Consider the following 16,945-nt stretch of genomic DNA (forward strand, 5'->3'; position numbering starts at 1 on the left):
GACGGGGTTCGGCGGGAAAAAGGCAGAGGCTGGCGATCAGGTTTCGCTGGTTTTTGAGGTTGGGCGGCGCCGAATAAAGTGTATACAACTCTATAGACATTTGTCCCGACTGTTGAATACAGTGTGCCCCATAACAAAAATCAGGGAACCCCCCAACCATGAAAACGCCCTCTGTTTCACCGCAACGGCCTGAAGATGAAAACCTGGGTCTTGGCGCGAATATGGCTTACGGCCTGCAACATGTCCTGACCATGTACGGCGGTATCGTTGCGGTGCCTTTGATCGTTGGCCAGGCCGCGGGCCTGGCGCCGGCGGACATCGGTCTGCTGATCGCGGCGTCGCTGTTCGCCGGCGGTCTGGCAACTCTCCTGCAAACCCTCGGCCTGCCGTTTTTCGGCTGTCAGCTGCCGCTGGTCCAGGGCGTGTCCTTCTCGGGCGTGGCGACCATGGTGGCGATTGTCAGCAGCGGTGGCGAAGGGGGCTTCCAGTCGATTCTCGGGGCGGTGATCGCCGCCTCGTTGATCGGTCTGCTGATCACTCCGGTGTTTTCACGCATCACCAAGTTCTTTCCACCGCTGGTCACGGGCATCGTGATCACCACCATCGGCCTGACCCTGATGCCAGTGGCGGCGCGCTGGGCCATGGGGGGCAACAGCCATGCGGAAAACTTCGGCAGCATGGCCAATATCGGCCTGGCGGCGATCACCCTGGTCCTGGTGTTGCTGCTGAGCAAGATCGGCAGCGCGACCATCTCCCGGCTGTCGATCCTGCTGGCCATGGTGGTGGGCACGATCATCGCGGTGTTCCTGGGCATGGCCGATTTCTCCATGGTCACCCAGGGGCCGATGTTCGGCTTCCCGACGCCGTTTCATTTCGGCATGCCGACTTTCCATTTCGCCGCCATCCTGTCGATGTGCATCGTGGTCATGGTGACCCTGGTGGAAACCTCGGCCGACATCCTCGCGGTGGGTGAAATCATCGACACCAAGGTCGACTCCAAGCGCCTGGGCAACGGCCTGCGCGCCGACATGCTGTCGAGCATGATCGCGCCGATCTTCGGCTCCTTCACCCAGAGCGCCTTCGCGCAGAACGTCGGGCTGGTGGCGGTGACCGGGATCAAGAGCCGTTATGTGGTGGCCACCGGCGGGGTGTTCCTGGTGATCCTCGGCCTGCTGCCGTTCATGGGGCGGGTGATTGCCGCCGTACCGACTTCGGTGCTCGGCGGGGCCGGTATCGTGCTGTTCGGCACCGTGGCGGCCAGCGGTATCCGGACCCTGTCCAAGGTCGACTACCGCAACAACGTCAACCTGATCATCGTTGCCACCTCGATCGGCTTCGGCATGATTCCCATCGCCGCGCCGAACTTCTACGACCATTTCCCGAGCTGGTTCGCCACCATCTTCCATTCCGGCATCAGCTCCTCGGCGATCATGGCCATTGTGCTGAACCTCACCTTCAACCACTTCACCCTGGGCAACTCGGACCAGCAATCGGTGTTTGCCGTGGCGTCCGAGCGCACCCTGCGCTACCAGGACCTGGCAGCGTTGCGTGAGGGCGATTATTTCAGCGGCGGCAAGCTGCACGATGCCGAGGGCAACGAGATTCCGGTGGTGGATACGTCCCATGGCGAGCATGCTCCGGCTGCTCATCAGGCGTCGTCCCATGCCTCGGGCGCGGTCGAAACCAGCAAGGTCTAGGGCCGGCCGAATCGCCAGGCTGGACGCAATCAGTCCAGTCCTGGCCGGCTAGCTACTCCGCGACCCGCTCCGGCAGCCCTTGCCGGACCAGCGCCAAGGCGAACAGCACCACCACGGCGGCTGCCGCCGACAGCGTCAAGGGCAGGCCGTGGGCGCCACCGCTCATGGCTGCACCGCTGAGCAGCGGCCCCAGCAGGCTGCCGATACCCCACAACAAGCCCGCGCTGGCGTTGGCCGTGACCAGGTCGGGGCCGCTGAACTCCTGGCCGATCAGGATGATCGCCAGGGTGTACACCCCGCCGGCCGCCGCGCCGAGTATCACCAGGCTCGGCCAGAGCAGCGCCGGGTAGTTCATCAACAATGGCAGCCCCAGGCCGATCACCAACGACACCACGCCGCAGCCCAGGTAGATGGCGGCGCGTCCGGCCTTGTCCGACAGCCAGCCCAGAGGAAACTGGAACGCCGCATCCCCCAGCAGAATGATGCTGACCATCAGCGCCGCGAGCTTGATGGCGTAGCCGTGGGTCGCGGCGTAGACCGGAAACAGCGAGAGAATCACCGTATCGAAGAAGGCGAAGAACAGGATGCCCACGCACAGTGCCGGCGCCACCCGGATAAAGCCCAGCACCGAGAAGCTTTTGTTTGTGGCGTGTCCGGCAACGGGGCGCTGGCGTGGCAGGGTCAGCCAGATCACCGCAATGGCCAGCAGGTAACCGGTGCTGACCGTGGCGATCACCGCCGGCCCCTCGGTGCCGAGCAGGGCCACCAGGCCGGGGCCGATCATCTGGAACACGGTGAAACAGGTGGTGTAGACCGCGATCACTCGGCCGCGCACGGCGTCCGCGGCCATCTCGTTGACCCAGGTTTCTCCCAGGATGATGATCAGCCCGGCGCCGAAGCCCATGACGATCCGCGCCAGCCCCAGGCCGGTCAGGCTGATCCCGGGGAGTTCCAGGGCACCGATGCTGAGGGCGCACAGGCTGAAACACAGCAGGTAGATCTGCCGGCGGCTGAGTTTCCGGCACAGGCCGTTCACCAGGAACGCCGACAGCATCATGCCGGCGGCGGGAAGGGCCGACATGATGCCGATCTGGGTGTTCGAGGCGCCGGCCTGATACAGGCGCAAGGCAATGACCGGCACGGTGGAGCCGATGCTCAGGCCGACAATCGAGATGCCGAGGATCAGCGCGGCCAGCAGGGTTTTATTCATGGAATACACCTGCACCCGACGGGGCGGGTGCTTAAAAACGGTTTGTTGTGGCGCGGCGCTTTTGCTCGGGCAGGGTTGCGGTTCGGCATACGCGGGCGTAGGTCGGGCCGGGTTTCTGCGGTGCAAAGCGGCGGATGGGGCGGTGCGCGGCGAACAAGCGCTGCAGCTGTATCAGGTCCGCGCCGGCTTCAGGCGCAACGGTGGGGTTCAGGCGTGAGGGGAGAAAGTGAAGGCGAACAGCACGCTGCGGCGGCGTCGATTGATCGCGCAGTCGGATTGCGACACCGCGAAGGTCTGCGATGGGCTCATCGAGAGAAAGCTGTGATGGGGCTGTGCGGGGAAAAACATGAGTCGTGACGGCTGACGTGAGAAGGGGCACAGCCTACTTCAGGCGCTGGCGCCAGGCAATCGGAGACAGGCAATCGGCTGCAGCGCAAACGCGTATCCGCATGCCGGTCTGGCATGCGCTGAATCGATCTTGGGGGAGGGTGACGCTGAACTGATTCGCCGCAGGAGCAGGGCGCTCCTTGAAGTGTTGCTGGCCAATCAGTGTAGGAAGATGGCTCCACGACCTGGACTCGAACCAGGGACCCAGTGATTAACAGTCACTTGCTCTACCAACTGAGCTATCGCGGAATGCGGCGTATCTTACTGATTAAGAAGGAGAAGTCAAGCATCCCCAAATAATTTTTCGCTTGAGTGAGCCTGGTCGACCCTGGCCATTGTGCCAATCCGCGGCTATTTGGCCGTTGGCGGTTACCGGAATCGCGGCACAGGTCTACCATGGCGCCCCGGCAGTGGTTTCACGCGCTCCCGGCTTCCAGCCGAAAAGGTAACGCTCATGACCCTGTTCAAGTTTTTACCCGCCACACTGCTTGCCCTGTCGCCTCTGCCTGAGGAGGTTTTATGAGCATCGAGCAGATCAGCCTGCCCAAAGGCGTCGGTCCCCAGGCCATGAAACTGTGGGATGCCATTACCCAGGCCGGATCGGCCGCTGAATTGAACCGCGCGGGTGGCAAGGCCGAAGGTTTTGTCCTCGGGCTGGAAAGCGCCAAGGCCATCAAGAGCCAGGTCGCCGAGTCGCTGTACGTGGCCTTCGATGATGCCGCCAGCCAGCGCAGCGCTGAACTGGCCGGTTGAGCATTCTCAACCGCCGAAAGTGAAGGTGCCCAGCATGAACTTCGCGGCCAGCGATGTGGCCGCCAGTTGCACCAGCCACAGCGCCAGGCCACCGAGAAATACCCCCAGGGCAATTTGCAGGACCAGGTTCCTTTCGCGTTTCTGCGGGCGGGGGAAGTGGTCCAGTTCGTCGCGGTCGGCTCGCAGGTCGTCGTGTCTCATGGGGCGTTCTCGATAGGGAAGAAGGCAAGCTGAATTCAGTCTAGTGGGCATCGGGTCGGCGAGGGCGGCCCACAAAAAAGGGGGAAGCCCAAAGGCTTCCCCCTTTCACTCACCGCGCGTGGCTCAGATCACCTGGATGATGGCCTTGGTCACGACGTCGATGTTGTTCTGGTTCAGCGCGGCCACGCAGATACGGCCGGTGTCCAGGGCGTAGATGCCGAACTCGTTGCGCAGGCGTGTCACTTGTTCGACGGTCAGGCCGGAGTAGGAGAACATGCCGCGCTGACGGGCCACGAAGCTGAAGTCGCGCTGTGGCGCGCCCTTGGCCAGCAGGTCGACCATCTGCAGGCGCATGCCGCGGATCCGCAGGCGCATTTCGGCCAGTTCGGCTTCCCATTGGGCGCGCAGTTCCGGGCTGTTGAGCACGGCGGCGACGATGCTTGCACCGTGGGTCGGCGGGTTGGAGTAGTTGGTGCGGATCACGCGCTTGACCTGCGACAGCACGCGCGCGCTTTCTTCTTTCGATTCGCTGACGATCGACAGGGCGCCAACGCGCTCGCCGTACAGCGAGAACGACTTGGAGAACGAGCTGGAGACGAAGAAGGTCAGGCCCGATTCGGCGAACAGGCGCACGGCGGCGGCGTCTTCGGCGATGCCGTCACCGAAGCCCTGGTAGGCCATGTCGAGGAACGGCACCAGGTTTTTCGCCTTGATCACCTGCAGCACATTTTTCCAGTCTTCCGGGCTCAGATCGACGCCGGTCGGGTTGTGGCAGCAGGCGTGCAGGACCACGATCGACTGGGCTGGCAGGGCATTCAGGTCTTCCAGCAGGCCGACGCGGTTCACGTCGTGGGTGGCAGCGTCGTAGTAGCGGTAGTTCTGCACCGGGAAACCGGCGGTTTCGAACAGCGCGCGGTGGTTCTCCCAGCTTGGGTCGCTGATGGCCACGACCGCGTCAGGCAGCAGTTGCTTGAGGAAGTCGGCGCCGATCTTCAGCGCGCCGGTACCGCCGACGGCCTGGGTGGTGACCACGCGACCGGCGGCCAGCAGCGGCGAGTCGTTGCCGAACAGCAGCTTCTGCACGGCCTGGTCGTAGGCGGCGATACCGTCGATCGGCAGGTAGCCACGGGAGGCATGTTGAGCGGCGCGGATCGTCTCGGCTTCGACAACGGCGCGCAGGAGTGGAATTCGCCCCTCCTCGTTGCAGTAAACACCGACCCCCAGGTTGACCTTGTTGGTACGGGTATCGGCGTTGAATGCTTCGTTGAGGCCCAGGATAGGATCGCGTGGTGCCATTTCGACAGCGGAGAACAGGCTCATTATTACGGCGGCTCTGAATGGAGTGTGGAGGGACGTGTCGCGCTCCAGCCGAATGCACTAGAGCGGTGCACAAACGGGGAGCTAGTATAGAGGCCATCACTGTGCGCGGCGACAGCTGAAAGGGCTTTTCCGGCAAGTTTTTCGGTTTATTTTTCGACCGTTAGTCTTATTGCAACGTCAAAGTCGTACAGGGCCCTGGGACCTTTGCCTTGAAAGCTGTGGAATTTGCCTCCACATCCAGCACAATCCAGTATTTTCCCGGCGACACTCGTCGTTTATGGTCTTTCTCGTTCCTGTGCGGCGGCGTCGTGCTGGAGTGAACCCAGAGGTACGTTATGTCTGAATTCCAGCTAGTCACCCGCTTCCAGCCCGCCGGCGACCAGCCGGAGGCCATCCGGCTGATGGTCGAGGGCATCGAGGCCGGGCTGGCGCACCAGACGCTGCTCGGTGTGACCGGCTCGGGCAAGACCTTCAGCATCGCCAACGTGATCGCCCAGGTACAGCGCCCGACCCTGGTGCTGGCGCCGAACAAGACCCTGGCCGCGCAGTTGTACGGCGAGTTCAAGGCGTTCTTCCCGAACAACGCGGTGGAGTACTTCGTTTCCTACTACGACTACTACCAGCCGGAAGCCTATGTACCTTCGTCCGACACCTTTATCGAGAAAGATGCCTCGATCAACGACCATATCGAGCAGATGCGCCTGTCGGCGACCAAGGCGCTGCTGGAACGCAAGGACGCGATCATCGTCACCACGGTGTCGTGCATCTACGGCCTGGGCAGCCCGGAAACCTATCTGAAGATGGTGTTGCACGTCGATCGCGGCGACAAGCTCGACCAGCGCGCCTTGCTGCGCCGCCTGGCCGACCTGCAATACACCCGCAACGACATGGATTTTGCCCGCGCCACCTTCCGCGTGCGCGGCGATGTGATCGATATCTACCCGGCGGAATCCGACCTGGAGGCGATCCGCATCGAGCTGTTCGATGACGAGGTGGAAAGCATCTCCGCTTTCGACCCGCTGACCGGCGAAGTGATCCGCAAGCTGCCGCGTTTCACCTTCTATCCCAAGAGCCACTACGTGACGCCGCGGGAAACCCTGCTGGATGCCATCGAGGGGATCAAGGTCGAGTTGCAGGAACGCCTGGAGTACCTGCGCAGCAACAACAAGTTGGTGGAAGCCCAGCGCCTGGAGCAGCGCACCCGTTTCGACCTGGAGATGATCCTCGAGCTGGGTTACTGCAACGGCATCGAAAACTACTCGCGCTACCTGTCCGGGCGGCCTGCCGGGGCCGCGCCGCCGACCCTGTACGATTACCTGCCGGCGGACGCCTTGCTGGTGATCGACGAATCCCACGTCAGCGTGCCGCAGGTCGGCGCCATGTACAAAGGCGACCGCTCCCGCAAGGAAACCCTGGTGGAGTACGGTTTCCGCCTGCCCTCGGCATTGGACAACCGGCCGATGCGCTTCGACGAGTGGGAAGGGGTCAGCCCGCAGACCATCTTCGTCTCGGCCACGCCGGGCAACTATGAAGCCGAGCATGCCGGCCGCGTGGTCGAGCAGGTGGTGCGCCCGACCGGCCTGGTCGACCCGCAGGTGGAAGTACGTCCGGCGCTGACCCAGGTCGATGACCTGCTGTCGGAAATCACTAAGCGCGTGGCCGTGGAAGAGCGGGTCCTGGTGACCACCCTGACCAAGCGCATGGCCGAGGACCTGACCGATTACCTCGCTGATCACGGTGTGCGGGTGCGTTATCTGCACTCGGACATCGACACCGTGGAGCGGGTCGAGATCATCCGCGACCTGCGCCTGGGCACCTTCGATGTGCTGGTAGGGATCAACCTGCTGCGCGAAGGCCTGGACATGCCGGAAGTGTCGCTGGTGGCGATTCTCGATGCGGACAAGGAAGGTTTCCTGCGCTCCGAGCGCTCGCTGATCCAGACCATTGGCCGTGCCGCGCGTAACCTCAACGGCCGGGCGATTCTCTACGCCGACCGCATTACCGGCTCCATGGAGCGGGCGATTGGCGAGACCGAGCGCCGTCGCGACAAGCAGATCGCCTTCAACCTGGCCAATGGCATCACCCCCAAAGGCGTGTTCAAGGACGTCGCCGACATCATGGAAGGCGCCACCGTGCCCGGTTCGCGCAGCAAGAAGCGCAAAGGCATGGCCAAGGCTGCCGAGGAAAACGCCCGCTACGAAAACGAACTGCGCTCGCCCAGCGAGATCACCAAGCGCATTCGCCAGCTCGAAGAGAAGATGTACCAGTTGGCCCGCGACCTGGAGTTCGAAGCCGCGGCGCAGATGCGCGACGAAATCGGCAAGCTGCGCGAGCGTTTGCTGACGGTCTGATCTTGTAGCCGCTGCCGCAGGCTGCGATTGGCCGGTACGGCCGAGGCGGTATTACTACCGCTGAAGGTCCTTCGGACCTATCGCAGCCTGCGGCAGCGGCTACAGCGGTTACCTTGGCAAGTCAGTGCGCTTCCCCGGCCTTGATCCCGGCCGGCAACGCCTTGGTCAGCAGAATCGCCAGCATGCTGACGCCCAGGGCGATCCCGACAAAATGGAAGGCGTCGTTGTAGGCCATGATCAGCGCCTGCTGGTGGGTAATTTCGCTGAGTTTGCCGAGGGCGGCGGTATCGCTGCCGAACTTCTCGGCCAGGGTCGCCAGGCGTTCGGCCACTTGCGGGTTGCTCGGCACTATGGATTCGCGCAGGTAGTCGAAGTAAGTCTTGGTCCGCGCATCCAGCAGGGTCGCGAGCAGGGCGATGCCGATTGCACCGCCTAAGTTGCGCAGGATGTTGAACAGGCTGGAGGCCGAGCCGGCGTCCTGCGGCAGGATGTAGGCGGTGGCGATCAAAGAAATGGTGACCATGATCAACGGCTGCCCCAGGGCGCGGATGATCTGGATCTGGTTGAACTGCGGTCCGGCGAAGTCCGGGTTGAGCACCCCCGAAGAAAAACTCGCCAGGCCGAACAGGCCAAAGCCCAAGGTGCACAGCCATTTGGGCGAGATGAACTGCATCAGCTTCGGCACCAGCGGAATCAGGAACAGCTGCGGCACCCCCATCCACATGATCACTTCGCCGATCTGCAAGGCGTTGTAGCTCTGGATCTGCGCCAGGTACAGCGGCAACAGATAGATGGATCCGTACAGCCCGACGCCCATGCCCAGGCTGGAAATGCTCGACAGGCCGAAGTTGCGGTTGCGCAGGATGCCCAGGTTGATCAGCGGGTTGGGCTTGGACACCTGGACAATGACAAAGGTGATCAGGCTCAGCAGGGCGATGCTGCCCAGGCTGACGATCAGGTTCGATTCCAGCCAGTCCTTGCGGTGACCTTCCTCGAGAAACACCTGCAGGCAACCGAGGCCGACACCCAGAGTGAGAATGCCGGCGTAGTCGGTGCTTTTCAGCAGCTCCCAATGGGCTTCCTTCTTCTCCAGGCCATAGAGCAGGCCGGCGATCATGATCAGGCCGGGCGGGATGTTGATATAGAAGATGTATTCCCAGCCCCAGTGCTCCGTGAGCCAGCCCCCCAGGGTCGGGCCGATGGACGGGGCGAAGGTGGCGGTCATGGCGAACATGGCCATGCCCTTGGCGCGATGGTGCTCGGGGAGCTTGATCAGGGTCAGGGTGAACGCCAGCGGGATCAGTGCGCCGCCGGTAAAGCCCTGCAGGGCGCGGAACACGATCATGCTTTCCAGGCTCCAGGCCATGGAGCAGAGCAGGGAGGCGATCAGGAAGCCCGCCGAGACCCAGACCGCCAGGCGCCGCGCCGACAGCAGCTGCACCAGCCAGGCGGTGAGGGGGATCATGATGATCTCCGCCACCAGATAGGAAGTGGAGATCCACGAGCCTTCTTCGAGGGTTGCCGACAGCGCGCCCTGGATGTCCTTGAGCGAGGCGTTGGTGATCTGGATGTCCAGCACCGCCATGAAGGCGCCGAGCATCACGCTCATCACCGCGATCCAGTCGCGCCGGGTCGGTTCGCCGACCGGGCGCAACAGTTGGTCACCGGCCATCGTTCGAGGGTTCTGGGTTCAGGGGCTGGATATTCACTTTGACGGTGACTGACATGCCCGGGCGGATCTTGCCGTGCAGCGGGTTGTCGGCGGCAAAGGTCAGTTTCACCGGAATGCGCTGCACCACCTTGGTGAAGTTGCCGGTGGCGTTGTCCGGCGGCAGCAGGCTGAACTGCGCGCCCGAGGCGGCGAACAGGCTGTCGACGCGGGCTTCGATCGGCGTGTCGCCGTAGGCGTCGAACAGCAGCTCGGCCTTTTGTCCCGGTTGCATATGGCCGATCTGGGTTTCCTTGAAGTTGGCCTGAACCCAGATGTCCTGGTCCGGCACGATCGACAGCAGATAGGCCCCAGCCTGTACGTACTGGCCATTACGCGCCGCGCGCTGGCCGATCAGGCCGCTGATGGGGGCGTGGATTTCGCTGCGGGTCAGGTTCAGCTCGGCCTGGGCCAGGTCGGTGCGGGCATTGGCGATCTGCGCGTCGAGGCGCTTGATCTCGGCGCTCAGGGCATTGACCTGCTGGCGCTGGCCTTGCAGGTCGGCCTGGGCCTTGGCCACTTGCGAGCGGGCGATATGGTTGTCGGCGGACAGGGTGGTGACCCGCTCTTCGGAGACATAACCCGGTTTGCGCAGGGTTTGCGCGCGGGACAGGTCGATCTGCGAGCGCCCGAGGCTGGCCTGGCTGGAGGCCACCTGGGCCTCGCCGGCGGCGATCAGGCTGGCCTGTTGCGTGAGTCTGCTCTGGGCTTGCAGGCGTTCGGCCTCGCGGGTGGCCAGGGTGGCATTGGCGCGATCCACGGCGAGGTGGAAATCATCGCCTTCGAGCCTGATCAGCAACTGGCCTTTTTCGACGTGCTGGTTGTCCTGCACCAGCACCTCGTCGATGCGCGCGCCAAGCTGGCTGGAAACGCGGGTGATTTCACCCTGGACATAGGCGTTATCGGTGCTTTCATAAAAGCGTCCATGGAAAAACCACTGCGCCAGAAAGCCCAGGGCAATCAGCAGGACCAGGAACAGGAAAATAAACAGGCGACGCTTGAGTTGAACTGGCATGGGGCGGCAGGCTGAGCTCAGGTAAATGTAAGGAAATTTGTCAGAGGGCGAATCTGGCATACGGCCGACCAGTGGTAAATGCCACGGGCGGACAATCGACGGTTCGGCGGCCCGGGCGACTCGAGTGGCCTCAACCTTGGCTTAAATGCCCTGCTCACTGGAGCGGGGCCGGCATCGCCTGTTACCATTCGCCTCTTGTTTGATCTTCGCTTTTCATATTCTTTCCGAGACATGCCATGACCACCGTCCGCACGCGCATCGCGCCATCGCCTACCGGGGACCCCCACGTAGGTACCGCTTACATCGCCTTGTTCAACTACTGCTTCGCCAAGCAGCATGGCGGTGAGTTCATCCTGCGCATCGAAGACACCGATCAACTGCGTTCGACCCGCGAGTCCGAGCAGCAGATTTTCGACGCCTTGCGCTGGTTGGGCATCAACTGGAGCGAAGGCCCGGACGTGGGCGGCCCGCACGGCCCTTACCGGCAGAGCGAACGTAGCGAGATCTACCAGAAGTACACCCAGCAGTTGGTCGACATGGGCCATGCCTTCCCGTGCTTCTGCACCGCCGAAGAACTGGACCAGATGCGCGCCGAGCAGATGGCCCGTGGCGAGACGCCGCGCTACGACGGTCGCGCGCTGCTGCTGTCCAAGGAAGAGGTCGCGCGGCGCCTGGCCGCTGGCGAACCGCACGTGATCCGCATGAAGGTGCCGAGCGAAGGCGTCTGCGTGGTGCCGGACATGCTGCGTGGCGATGTCGAGATCCCGTGGGATCGCATGGACATGCAGGTGCTGATGAAGACCGATGGCCTGCCGACCTACTTCCTGGCCAACGTGGTCGACGACCACCTGATGGGCATCACCCACGTATTGCGTGGCGAAGAATGGCTGCCTTCGGCGCCGAAACTGATTCTGCTCTACGAGTATTTCGGCTGGGAGCAGCCGCAGCTGTGCTACATGCCGCTGCTGCGCAACCCGGACAAGAGCAAGCTGTCCAAGCGCAAGAACCCGACCTCCGTGACTTTCTACGAGCGCATGGGCTTCATGCCGGAAGCCATGCTCAATTACCTGGGCCGCATGGGCTGGTCGATGCCGGACGAGCGCGAGAAGTTCTCGCTGCAGGAAATGGTCGACAACTTCGACCTGTCGCGCGTCTCCCTGGGTGGACCGATTTTCGATATCGAGAAACTGTCCTGGCTCAATGGCCAGTGGTTGCGCGACCTGCCGGTGGAAGAGTTTGCCAGCCGCGTGCAGACCTGGGCGTTGAACCCCGAATACCTGATGAAGATCGCGCCGCACGTGCAAGGCCGGGTGGAAACCTTCAGCCAGATCGCACCGCTGGCCGGGTTCTTCTTCGCCGGTGGCGTGACCCCGGATGCCAAGCTGTTCGAGTCGAAGAAGCTTTCGGGCGATCAGGTGCGGCAACTGATGCAACTGATCCTGTGGAAGCTGGAAAGCCTGCGCCAGTGGGAAAAGGACAGCATCACCGCGACCATCCAGGCCGTGGTCGAATCCCTGGAACTGAAGCTGCGTGATGCCATGCCGCTGATGTTCGCCGCTATCACCGGTCAGGCCAGCTCGGTCTCGGTGCTCGATGCCATGGAAATTCTGGGCCCGGACCTGACCCGTTTCCGCCTGCGCCAGGCCATCGACCTGCTGGGTGGCGTGTCGAAGAAAGAAAACAAAGAGTGGGAAAAGCTGCTGGGCGCGATCGCCTGATTCAGCCTGCTGATTCGCGGGAGCCGGCATGCTGGCTCCCACGGACCTGCGCAAGAAGTGAGATCGCGACCGTTGCTGGAGGGCACAACGGTCGGAAAAAGCCCCGGATTTACGGGGGAGGGCGGTAAGTGATTGTTATGCCGGCAAATTTTTTTAAAAAAAGCTGAAAAAAAATTTGACAGCCTTCCGATACGCCCTTAAGATTCGCCCCGTCCTCACCGACGAGGGGCTATAGCTCAGCTGGGAGAGCGCTTGCATGGCATGCAAGAGGTCGACGGTTCGATCCCGTCTAGCTCCACCAATTTACAGTTCAAGGTCTGGCCACACCGGCCTTGAATCGATCAGTTCTCAGCGCTGATCAGTTGTTAGAAGGGTTTGCGTCCCCTTCGTCTAGTGGCCTAGGACACCGCCCTTTCACGGCGGTAACAGGGGTTCGAGTCCCCTAGGGGACGCCAGTTTTACAGAAGCGATGTTGCAAGATGTCGCTCCGCCGCGAGGCGAAAAATCTGGGGCTATAGCTCAGCTGGGAGAGCGCTTGCATGGCATGCAAGAGGTCGACGGTTCGATCCCGTCTAGCTCCACCAATTTTACAGTTCAAGGTCTGGCCACACCGGCCTTGAATCGATCAGCTCTCAGCACTGATCAGTTGTATAGAAGGGTTTGTGTCCCCTTCGTCTAGTGGCCTAGGACACCGCCCTTTCACGGCGGTAACAGGGGTTCGAGTCCCCTAGGGGACGCCACGTTTACCCGCTCTGCGGGATTTATAAGGGTCATTCAATTATTGAATGGCCCTTTTGTTTGTCTGGCGTTTGGCCAATTCTCCCTTTCTCCCCACACTGTTCTCCTGACCGACGGTCACACTAACGACTTGCGAAAATTTATTATGAGAATAATATTTTGATCGTAATATTCGGAGGCAACGATGAACGATAAAAAAGCTCAAACCCGCGAGCGCATTCTCCAGGCCGCCAGCACCGCGCTGGTGCAGCGTGGCCCGGCCGAGCCGAGCGTGGGCGAAGTGATGGGTGCCGCGGGCCTGACGGTCGGTGGTTTCTACGCGCATTTCGAAAGCAAGGACGCCCTGATGCTGGAAGCGTTCAGTCAATTGCTGGCCCAGCGCCGGGGCCTGATTGCCGATATGGACGCATCGTTGACCGGCGAAGAGCGGCGAGCGCTGGTGGCAGCGTTCTATCTGTCGCGCAAGCACCGCGATTCCACCGAGCAGGCCTGCCCGATCCCTGCGTCGGTCGGTGAAATGGGGCGCCTGCCGGACGATTTCCGCAAAGTCCTGAATGAACACATCGAGCTGATGCTGGCTCAGTTGGCGACCACCCCCGAAGACACCGACAAGGCCCTGGCCGATCTGGCCCTGATGGTGGGCGGCTTGTCCCTGGCCCGGGCGCTGGGAGCCGGTGAGCTGTCGGACCGTTTACTGCGCGCTGCCAAGTCGGCGGTGCTATGACCTGAGGCGCTGGCCTGAGGAGAGAAGCGATGAGCACGTTAAGTTGGGTTCGTGGCGTTAACGGCACCTTGGGCTGGGTTGCACCGAAGCTGGTCGCCAGCAAGATGCGACTGGCCTTCATGACGCCGCGCGAGCGGCTGCCGCGTGACTGGGAGCTGCCGCTGCTGGCGCGTTCGGAGCGCATTACCCTGCGCTTCGGGCTCTCGGCATTGCGCTGGGGCCAGGGGCCGGCGGTGCTGCTGATGCACGGTTGGGAAGGCCGCCCCACGCAATTTGCCAGCCTGATCGATGCGCTGGTGGGCGCCGGCTACAGCGTCGTGGCGCTGGACGGTCCCGCCCACGGGCGTTCTCCCGGTCGCGAGGCCAATGTGATGCTGTTTGCCCGGGCGATGCTCGAAGCCGCCGCGGAGTTACCGCCGCTGCGCGCGGTCATCGGCCATTCCATGGGGGGCGCCAGCGCCATGCTGGCGGTGCAGCTGGGCTTGCGTACCGAGACCCTGGTCAGCATCGCCGCCCCGGCGCGGATACTCGGCGTCCTGCGCGGCTTCGCCCGTTATGTGCGCCTGCCACCCAAGGCACGCTCGGCCTTTATCCGCCAGGTGGAGCAGGATGTCGGCATGCGCGCCGCGGCCCTGGATGTCGCGCATTACCAGTTGGACATGCCCGGGTTGATCGTGCATGCCGAAGATGATTGCTTTGTCCCGGTCAAGGAGTCCGAACTGATCCACGACGCCTGGTTCGACAGTCGCTTGTTGCGCCTGAAGGAAGGCGGGCATCAGCGCGTATTGGCCGATCCGCGGCTGATCGAGGGTGTGCTGACGCTGTTGGCCGGCCGCAGCCTGCAAGCGCGCCAATCCGCCTGAGCAATCCGTTACACTGCCCCGGTCGAATAATCTGACCGGGAGTGGGGCATGGGCTGGGATCTGGCAACGCCGTTTATCATCGATCTGCAGGTAGGCGCCGAAGACATCGACGGCTTGGGGCACGCCAACAACGCGGTGTACGTCACTTGGCTGGAGCGTTGCGCCTGGCGTCATTCCCAGCGCCTGGGCCTGGACCTGAGCGAATACCGCCGCCTGGATCGGGCCATGGCGGTGGTACGCCACGAGATCGACTACCTGGCGGCGGCCTATGAAGGCGACGAGCTGCAGCTGGCGACCTGGATCGTCGACTGGGACCAGCGCCTGAAGATGTCGCGGCGCTTCCAACTGGTGCGCCCGAGCGATGGCAGCACCTTGCTGCGGGCCCAGACCACCTTTGTCTGCATCGAGCTGTCCAGCGGCAAGCCCAAGCGCATGCCGGCGGAGTTTCTCGAGGGTTATGGGCCGGCGTTGCAAGGGGCGAACTGAACCGGTCCGCGACCATCCACCCGTTGAAATACCTGCTTCCCAGCGAAACCCAGTAAACTGCCGCACGTTTTTTTACCGCGTTTTACGTTGAGTGTGATTCATGCAAATTGCTTTGGCGCCCATGGAAGGGTTGGTCGATGACATCCTGCGGGATGTACTGACCCGGGTCGGTGGTATCGACTGGTGCGTGACCGAGTTCATCCGGGTCAACGATCAGTTGCTCACACCGGCCTATTTCCACAAGTTCGGCCCCGAGTTGTTGAACGGCGCCCGGACCGCGTCCGGCGTGCCGCTGCGGGTGCAACTGCTGGGTTCCGATCCGGTGTGCCTGGCGGAAAACGCCGCCCTGGCCTGCGAGCTCGGTTCCGAAGTCATCGACCTGAACTTCGGCTGCCCGGCCAAGACCGTCAACAAATCCCGTGGCGGTGCGGTGCTGCTCAAGGAGCCGGAGCTGCTCAACCAGATCGTCGAGCAGGTGCGGCGTGCCGTGCCTGCGCACATCCCGGTGACCGCCAAGATGCGCCTCGGCTTCGACAGCCCGGATGGCTCGCTGGTGTGCGCCACGGCGCTGGCCGAAGGCGGCGCGGAACATATCGTGGTGCATGCGCGGACCAAGGTCGACGGCTACAAGCCGCCGGCGCACTGGGAGTGGATTCCGCGGGTGCAGGACGTGGTCAAGGTGCCGGTGTTCGCCAACGGTGATATCTGGAGCGTCGAAGACTGGCGCCGCTGCCGCGAAATCAGCGGCGTGGAAGACATCATGCTCGGCCGTGGCCTGGTGTCGCGTCCGGACCTGGCCCGGCAAATCGCCGCCGCGCGGGCCGGGGAAGAGGTGGTCGAGATGACCTGGGCCGAGCTGATGCCGCTGATCCAGGACTTCTGGCTGCAAGCCAAGGCGCAGATGACGGCTCGCCAATCGCCGGGCCGCCTGAAGCAGTGGCTGGCGATGCTGACCCGCAATTATCCCGAGGCGGTGGAGCTGTTCACCGTCCTGCGTCGCGAAACCGAACCGGATCAAGTCTCGCGTTTGCTGGGCTTGCCGGTGGCCGAGGCGGCCTGAAAAAATCTGCGAAAAGTCTCTTGAAATGCAATCGGCGGTCCCTATCTAAGGGTTACGCGATGCCGAATTCGGGTCGCGGAGACAAAAAAACTTGCTGATTGTTTTCAGGAGATTTGAACCATGAGTACTGCATTTTCCCTCGCACCACTGTTCCGTTCCTCGGTGGGTTTCGACCGTTTCAACGACCTGTTCGAAACCGCCCTGCGCAATGAGCCAGGCAGCACCTATCCGCCCTACAACGTCGAAAAGCACGGTGACGACCAGTACCGCATCGTCGTGGCCGCCGCCGGGTTCCAGGAAGAAGACCTGGAGCTTCAAGTCGAGAAGGGCGTGCTGACCATCAGTGGCGGCAAACGCGACGCGAACGAAGGCGTCACCTTCCTGCACCAGGGCATCGCCCAGCGTGCCTTCAAGCTGTCCTTCCGTCTGGCCGATCACATCGAGATCAAGGCCGCCAGCCTGAGCAACGGTCTGTTGAGCATCGACCTGCTGCGAGTGATCCCGGAAGAGGCGAAAGCCAAACGCATCCCGATCAACGGGACGCAGAAGCCAGCCCTGCAGCATTGATCCATGCGCCGCCACACAGGCGTTTGATCGAGCGCTGAGTCGCTGAAAAAGGCCCCGACAAGTCGGGGCCTTTTTTATGCCTGGGAAAATCATCGTTCGCCTTTGCCGCGTTGCGGCGCTTTCTCTACAATCCGCCGCAGTTTTGCC

Annotated in this window: 14 protein-coding genes and 5 tRNA genes; 13 read left to right on the top strand and 6 right to left on the bottom strand. The window is 62.6% G+C overall.

The window, feature by feature from the left end:
- Positions 1-158 precede the first annotated feature (158 nt).
- Positions 159-1,697 carry a nucleobase:cation symporter-2 family protein gene (locus AC3RCP_RS11065; protein WP_101337321.1) on the top strand — a complete coding sequence of 513 codons (1,539 nt, stop codon included), beginning with the start codon at positions 159-161 and terminating at the stop codon, positions 1,695-1,697.
- A 52-nt stretch (positions 1,698-1,749) separates the two neighbouring features.
- Here AC3RCP_RS11065 and AC3RCP_RS11070 read toward each other — a convergent pair whose 3' ends face one another.
- Entirely contained in the window at positions 1,750-2,907 is a 1,158-nt protein-coding gene (locus tag AC3RCP_RS11070) for an MFS transporter (protein WP_101337322.1), read from the bottom strand.
- A gap of 560 nt (positions 2,908-3,467) precedes the next feature.
- Positions 3,468-3,543: transfer RNA gene (locus tag AC3RCP_RS11075), tRNA-Asn, on the bottom strand.
- A 270-nt stretch (positions 3,544-3,813) separates the two neighbouring features.
- On the opposite strand from AC3RCP_RS11075, the gene AC3RCP_RS11080 reads away from it, so the two are divergent.
- A complete protein-coding gene (locus AC3RCP_RS11080; RefSeq protein ID WP_007923734.1) occupies positions 3,814-4,047 on the top strand; it encodes a hypothetical protein in 234 nt (77 codons plus the stop codon).
- Between the two features lie 6 nt (positions 4,048-4,053).
- Here AC3RCP_RS11080 and AC3RCP_RS11085 read toward each other — a convergent pair whose 3' ends face one another.
- Together AC3RCP_RS11085 and AC3RCP_RS11090 are read right to left on the bottom strand one after the other, a co-directional pair.
- Positions 4,054-4,248, bottom strand: a complete 195-nt coding sequence (locus tag AC3RCP_RS11085; RefSeq protein WP_007923732.1) for a hypothetical protein — start codon at positions 4,246-4,248, stop codon at positions 4,054-4,056.
- Positions 4,249-4,371: 123 nt separating this feature from the next.
- Positions 4,372-5,568, bottom strand: a complete 1,197-nt coding sequence (locus AC3RCP_RS11090; RefSeq protein WP_007923727.1) for an amino acid aminotransferase — start codon at positions 5,566-5,568, stop codon at positions 4,372-4,374.
- A gap of 335 nt (positions 5,569-5,903) precedes the next feature.
- Here AC3RCP_RS11090 and uvrB point away from each other — a divergent pair, with 335 nt between their 5' ends.
- The gene (gene uvrB, locus AC3RCP_RS11095) at positions 5,904-7,919 is read left to right on the top strand and encodes an excinuclease ABC subunit UvrB (RefSeq protein WP_007923725.1); all 2,016 of its coding nucleotides are present in this window, start codon (positions 5,904-5,906) and stop codon (positions 7,917-7,919) included.
- Positions 7,920-8,040: 121 nt separating this feature from the next.
- On the opposite strand, the gene AC3RCP_RS11100 is transcribed toward uvrB, so the two are convergent.
- Together AC3RCP_RS11100 and AC3RCP_RS11105 are read right to left on the bottom strand one after the other, a co-directional pair.
- Positions 8,041-9,591, bottom strand: a complete 1,551-nt coding sequence (locus AC3RCP_RS11100) for an MDR family MFS transporter (protein ID WP_492571604.1) — start codon at positions 9,589-9,591, stop codon at positions 8,041-8,043.
- Positions 9,581-10,642, bottom strand: a complete 1,062-nt coding sequence (locus tag AC3RCP_RS11105; RefSeq protein WP_037004583.1) for an HlyD family secretion protein — start codon at positions 10,640-10,642, stop codon at positions 9,581-9,583. The genes AC3RCP_RS11100 and AC3RCP_RS11105 overlap by 11 nt, the downstream gene beginning before the upstream one ends.
- 236 nt (positions 10,643-10,878) lie before the next feature.
- Between AC3RCP_RS11105 and gltX the strand changes: the two genes are divergently transcribed.
- From gltX to AC3RCP_RS11155, 10 genes are all read left to right on the top strand, one after another.
- On the top strand, positions 10,879-12,360 hold the full coding sequence (gene gltX / locus AC3RCP_RS11110; protein WP_007922014.1) for a glutamate--tRNA ligase: 1,482 nt from the start codon (positions 10,879-10,881) through the stop codon (positions 12,358-12,360).
- A 225-nt stretch (positions 12,361-12,585) separates the two neighbouring features.
- A tRNA-Ala gene (locus tag AC3RCP_RS11115) sits at positions 12,586-12,661 on the top strand.
- 78 nt (positions 12,662-12,739) lie between these two features.
- Positions 12,740-12,815 (top strand) — tRNA-Glu (locus tag AC3RCP_RS11120).
- Positions 12,816-12,868: 53 nt separating this feature from the next.
- Positions 12,869-12,944, top strand: a tRNA-Ala gene (locus AC3RCP_RS11125).
- 80 nt (positions 12,945-13,024) lie between these two features.
- Positions 13,025-13,100: transfer RNA gene (locus tag AC3RCP_RS11130), tRNA-Glu, on the top strand.
- A gap of 182 nt (positions 13,101-13,282) precedes the next feature.
- Entirely contained in the window at positions 13,283-13,822 is a 540-nt protein-coding gene (locus AC3RCP_RS11135; protein WP_007922012.1) for a TetR/AcrR family transcriptional regulator, read from the top strand.
- A gap of 29 nt (positions 13,823-13,851) precedes the next feature.
- The gene (locus AC3RCP_RS11140) at positions 13,852-14,685 is read left to right on the top strand and encodes an alpha/beta fold hydrolase (protein ID WP_053260331.1); all 834 of its coding nucleotides are present in this window, start codon (positions 13,852-13,854) and stop codon (positions 14,683-14,685) included.
- 48 nt (positions 14,686-14,733) lie between these two features.
- On the top strand, positions 14,734-15,171 hold the full coding sequence (locus AC3RCP_RS11145) for an acyl-CoA thioesterase (protein ID WP_085530321.1): 438 nt from the start codon (positions 14,734-14,736) through the stop codon (positions 15,169-15,171).
- A 100-nt stretch (positions 15,172-15,271) separates the two neighbouring features.
- Positions 15,272-16,231: a tRNA dihydrouridine synthase gene (locus AC3RCP_RS11150; RefSeq protein ID WP_053260332.1), complete on the top strand. Its 960-nt coding sequence runs from the start codon at positions 15,272-15,274 to the stop codon at positions 16,229-16,231.
- 120 nt (positions 16,232-16,351) lie between these two features.
- A complete protein-coding gene (locus tag AC3RCP_RS11155) occupies positions 16,352-16,798 on the top strand; it encodes an Hsp20 family protein (RefSeq protein WP_101337328.1) in 447 nt (148 codons plus the stop codon).
- Positions 16,799-16,945: the final 147 nt, after the last annotated feature.

Source organism: Pseudomonas sp. GW822-FHT05A08 (genome assembly GCF_058800485.1).

Bases quoted from the DNA above. Each gene is read 5' to 3' on its own strand.
- AC3RCP_RS11065 (WP_101337321.1), top strand. From the start codon at position 159: ATGAAAACGCCCTCTGTTTCACCGCAACGGCCTGAAGATGAAAACCTG.
- AC3RCP_RS11070 (WP_101337322.1), bottom strand. From the start codon at position 2,907: ATGAATAAAACCCTGCTGGCCGCGCTGATCCTCGGCATCTCGATTGTC.
- AC3RCP_RS11080 (WP_007923734.1), top strand. From the start codon at position 3,814: ATGAGCATCGAGCAGATCAGCCTGCCCAAAGGCGTCGGTCCCCAGGCC.
- AC3RCP_RS11085 (WP_007923732.1), bottom strand. From the start codon at position 4,248: ATGAGACACGACGACCTGCGAGCCGACCGCGACGAACTGGACCACTTC.
- AC3RCP_RS11090 (WP_007923727.1), bottom strand. From the start codon at position 5,568: ATGAGCCTGTTCTCCGCTGTCGAAATGGCACCACGCGATCCTATCCTG.
- uvrB (WP_007923725.1), top strand. From the start codon at position 5,904: ATGTCTGAATTCCAGCTAGTCACCCGCTTCCAGCCCGCCGGCGACCAG.
- AC3RCP_RS11100 (WP_492571604.1), bottom strand. From the start codon at position 9,591: ATGGCCGGTGACCAACTGTTGCGCCCGGTCGGCGAACCGACCCGGCGC.
- AC3RCP_RS11105 (WP_037004583.1), bottom strand. From the start codon at position 10,642: ATGCCAGTTCAACTCAAGCGTCGCCTGTTTATTTTCCTGTTCCTGGTC.
- gltX (WP_007922014.1), top strand. From the start codon at position 10,879: ATGACCACCGTCCGCACGCGCATCGCGCCATCGCCTACCGGGGACCCC.
- AC3RCP_RS11135 (WP_007922012.1), top strand. From the start codon at position 13,283: ATGAACGATAAAAAAGCTCAAACCCGCGAGCGCATTCTCCAGGCCGCC.
- AC3RCP_RS11140 (WP_053260331.1), top strand. From the start codon at position 13,852: ATGAGCACGTTAAGTTGGGTTCGTGGCGTTAACGGCACCTTGGGCTGG.
- AC3RCP_RS11145 (WP_085530321.1), top strand. From the start codon at position 14,734: ATGGGCTGGGATCTGGCAACGCCGTTTATCATCGATCTGCAGGTAGGC.
- AC3RCP_RS11150 (WP_053260332.1), top strand. From the start codon at position 15,272: ATGCAAATTGCTTTGGCGCCCATGGAAGGGTTGGTCGATGACATCCTG.
- AC3RCP_RS11155 (WP_101337328.1), top strand. From the start codon at position 16,352: ATGAGTACTGCATTTTCCCTCGCACCACTGTTCCGTTCCTCGGTGGGT.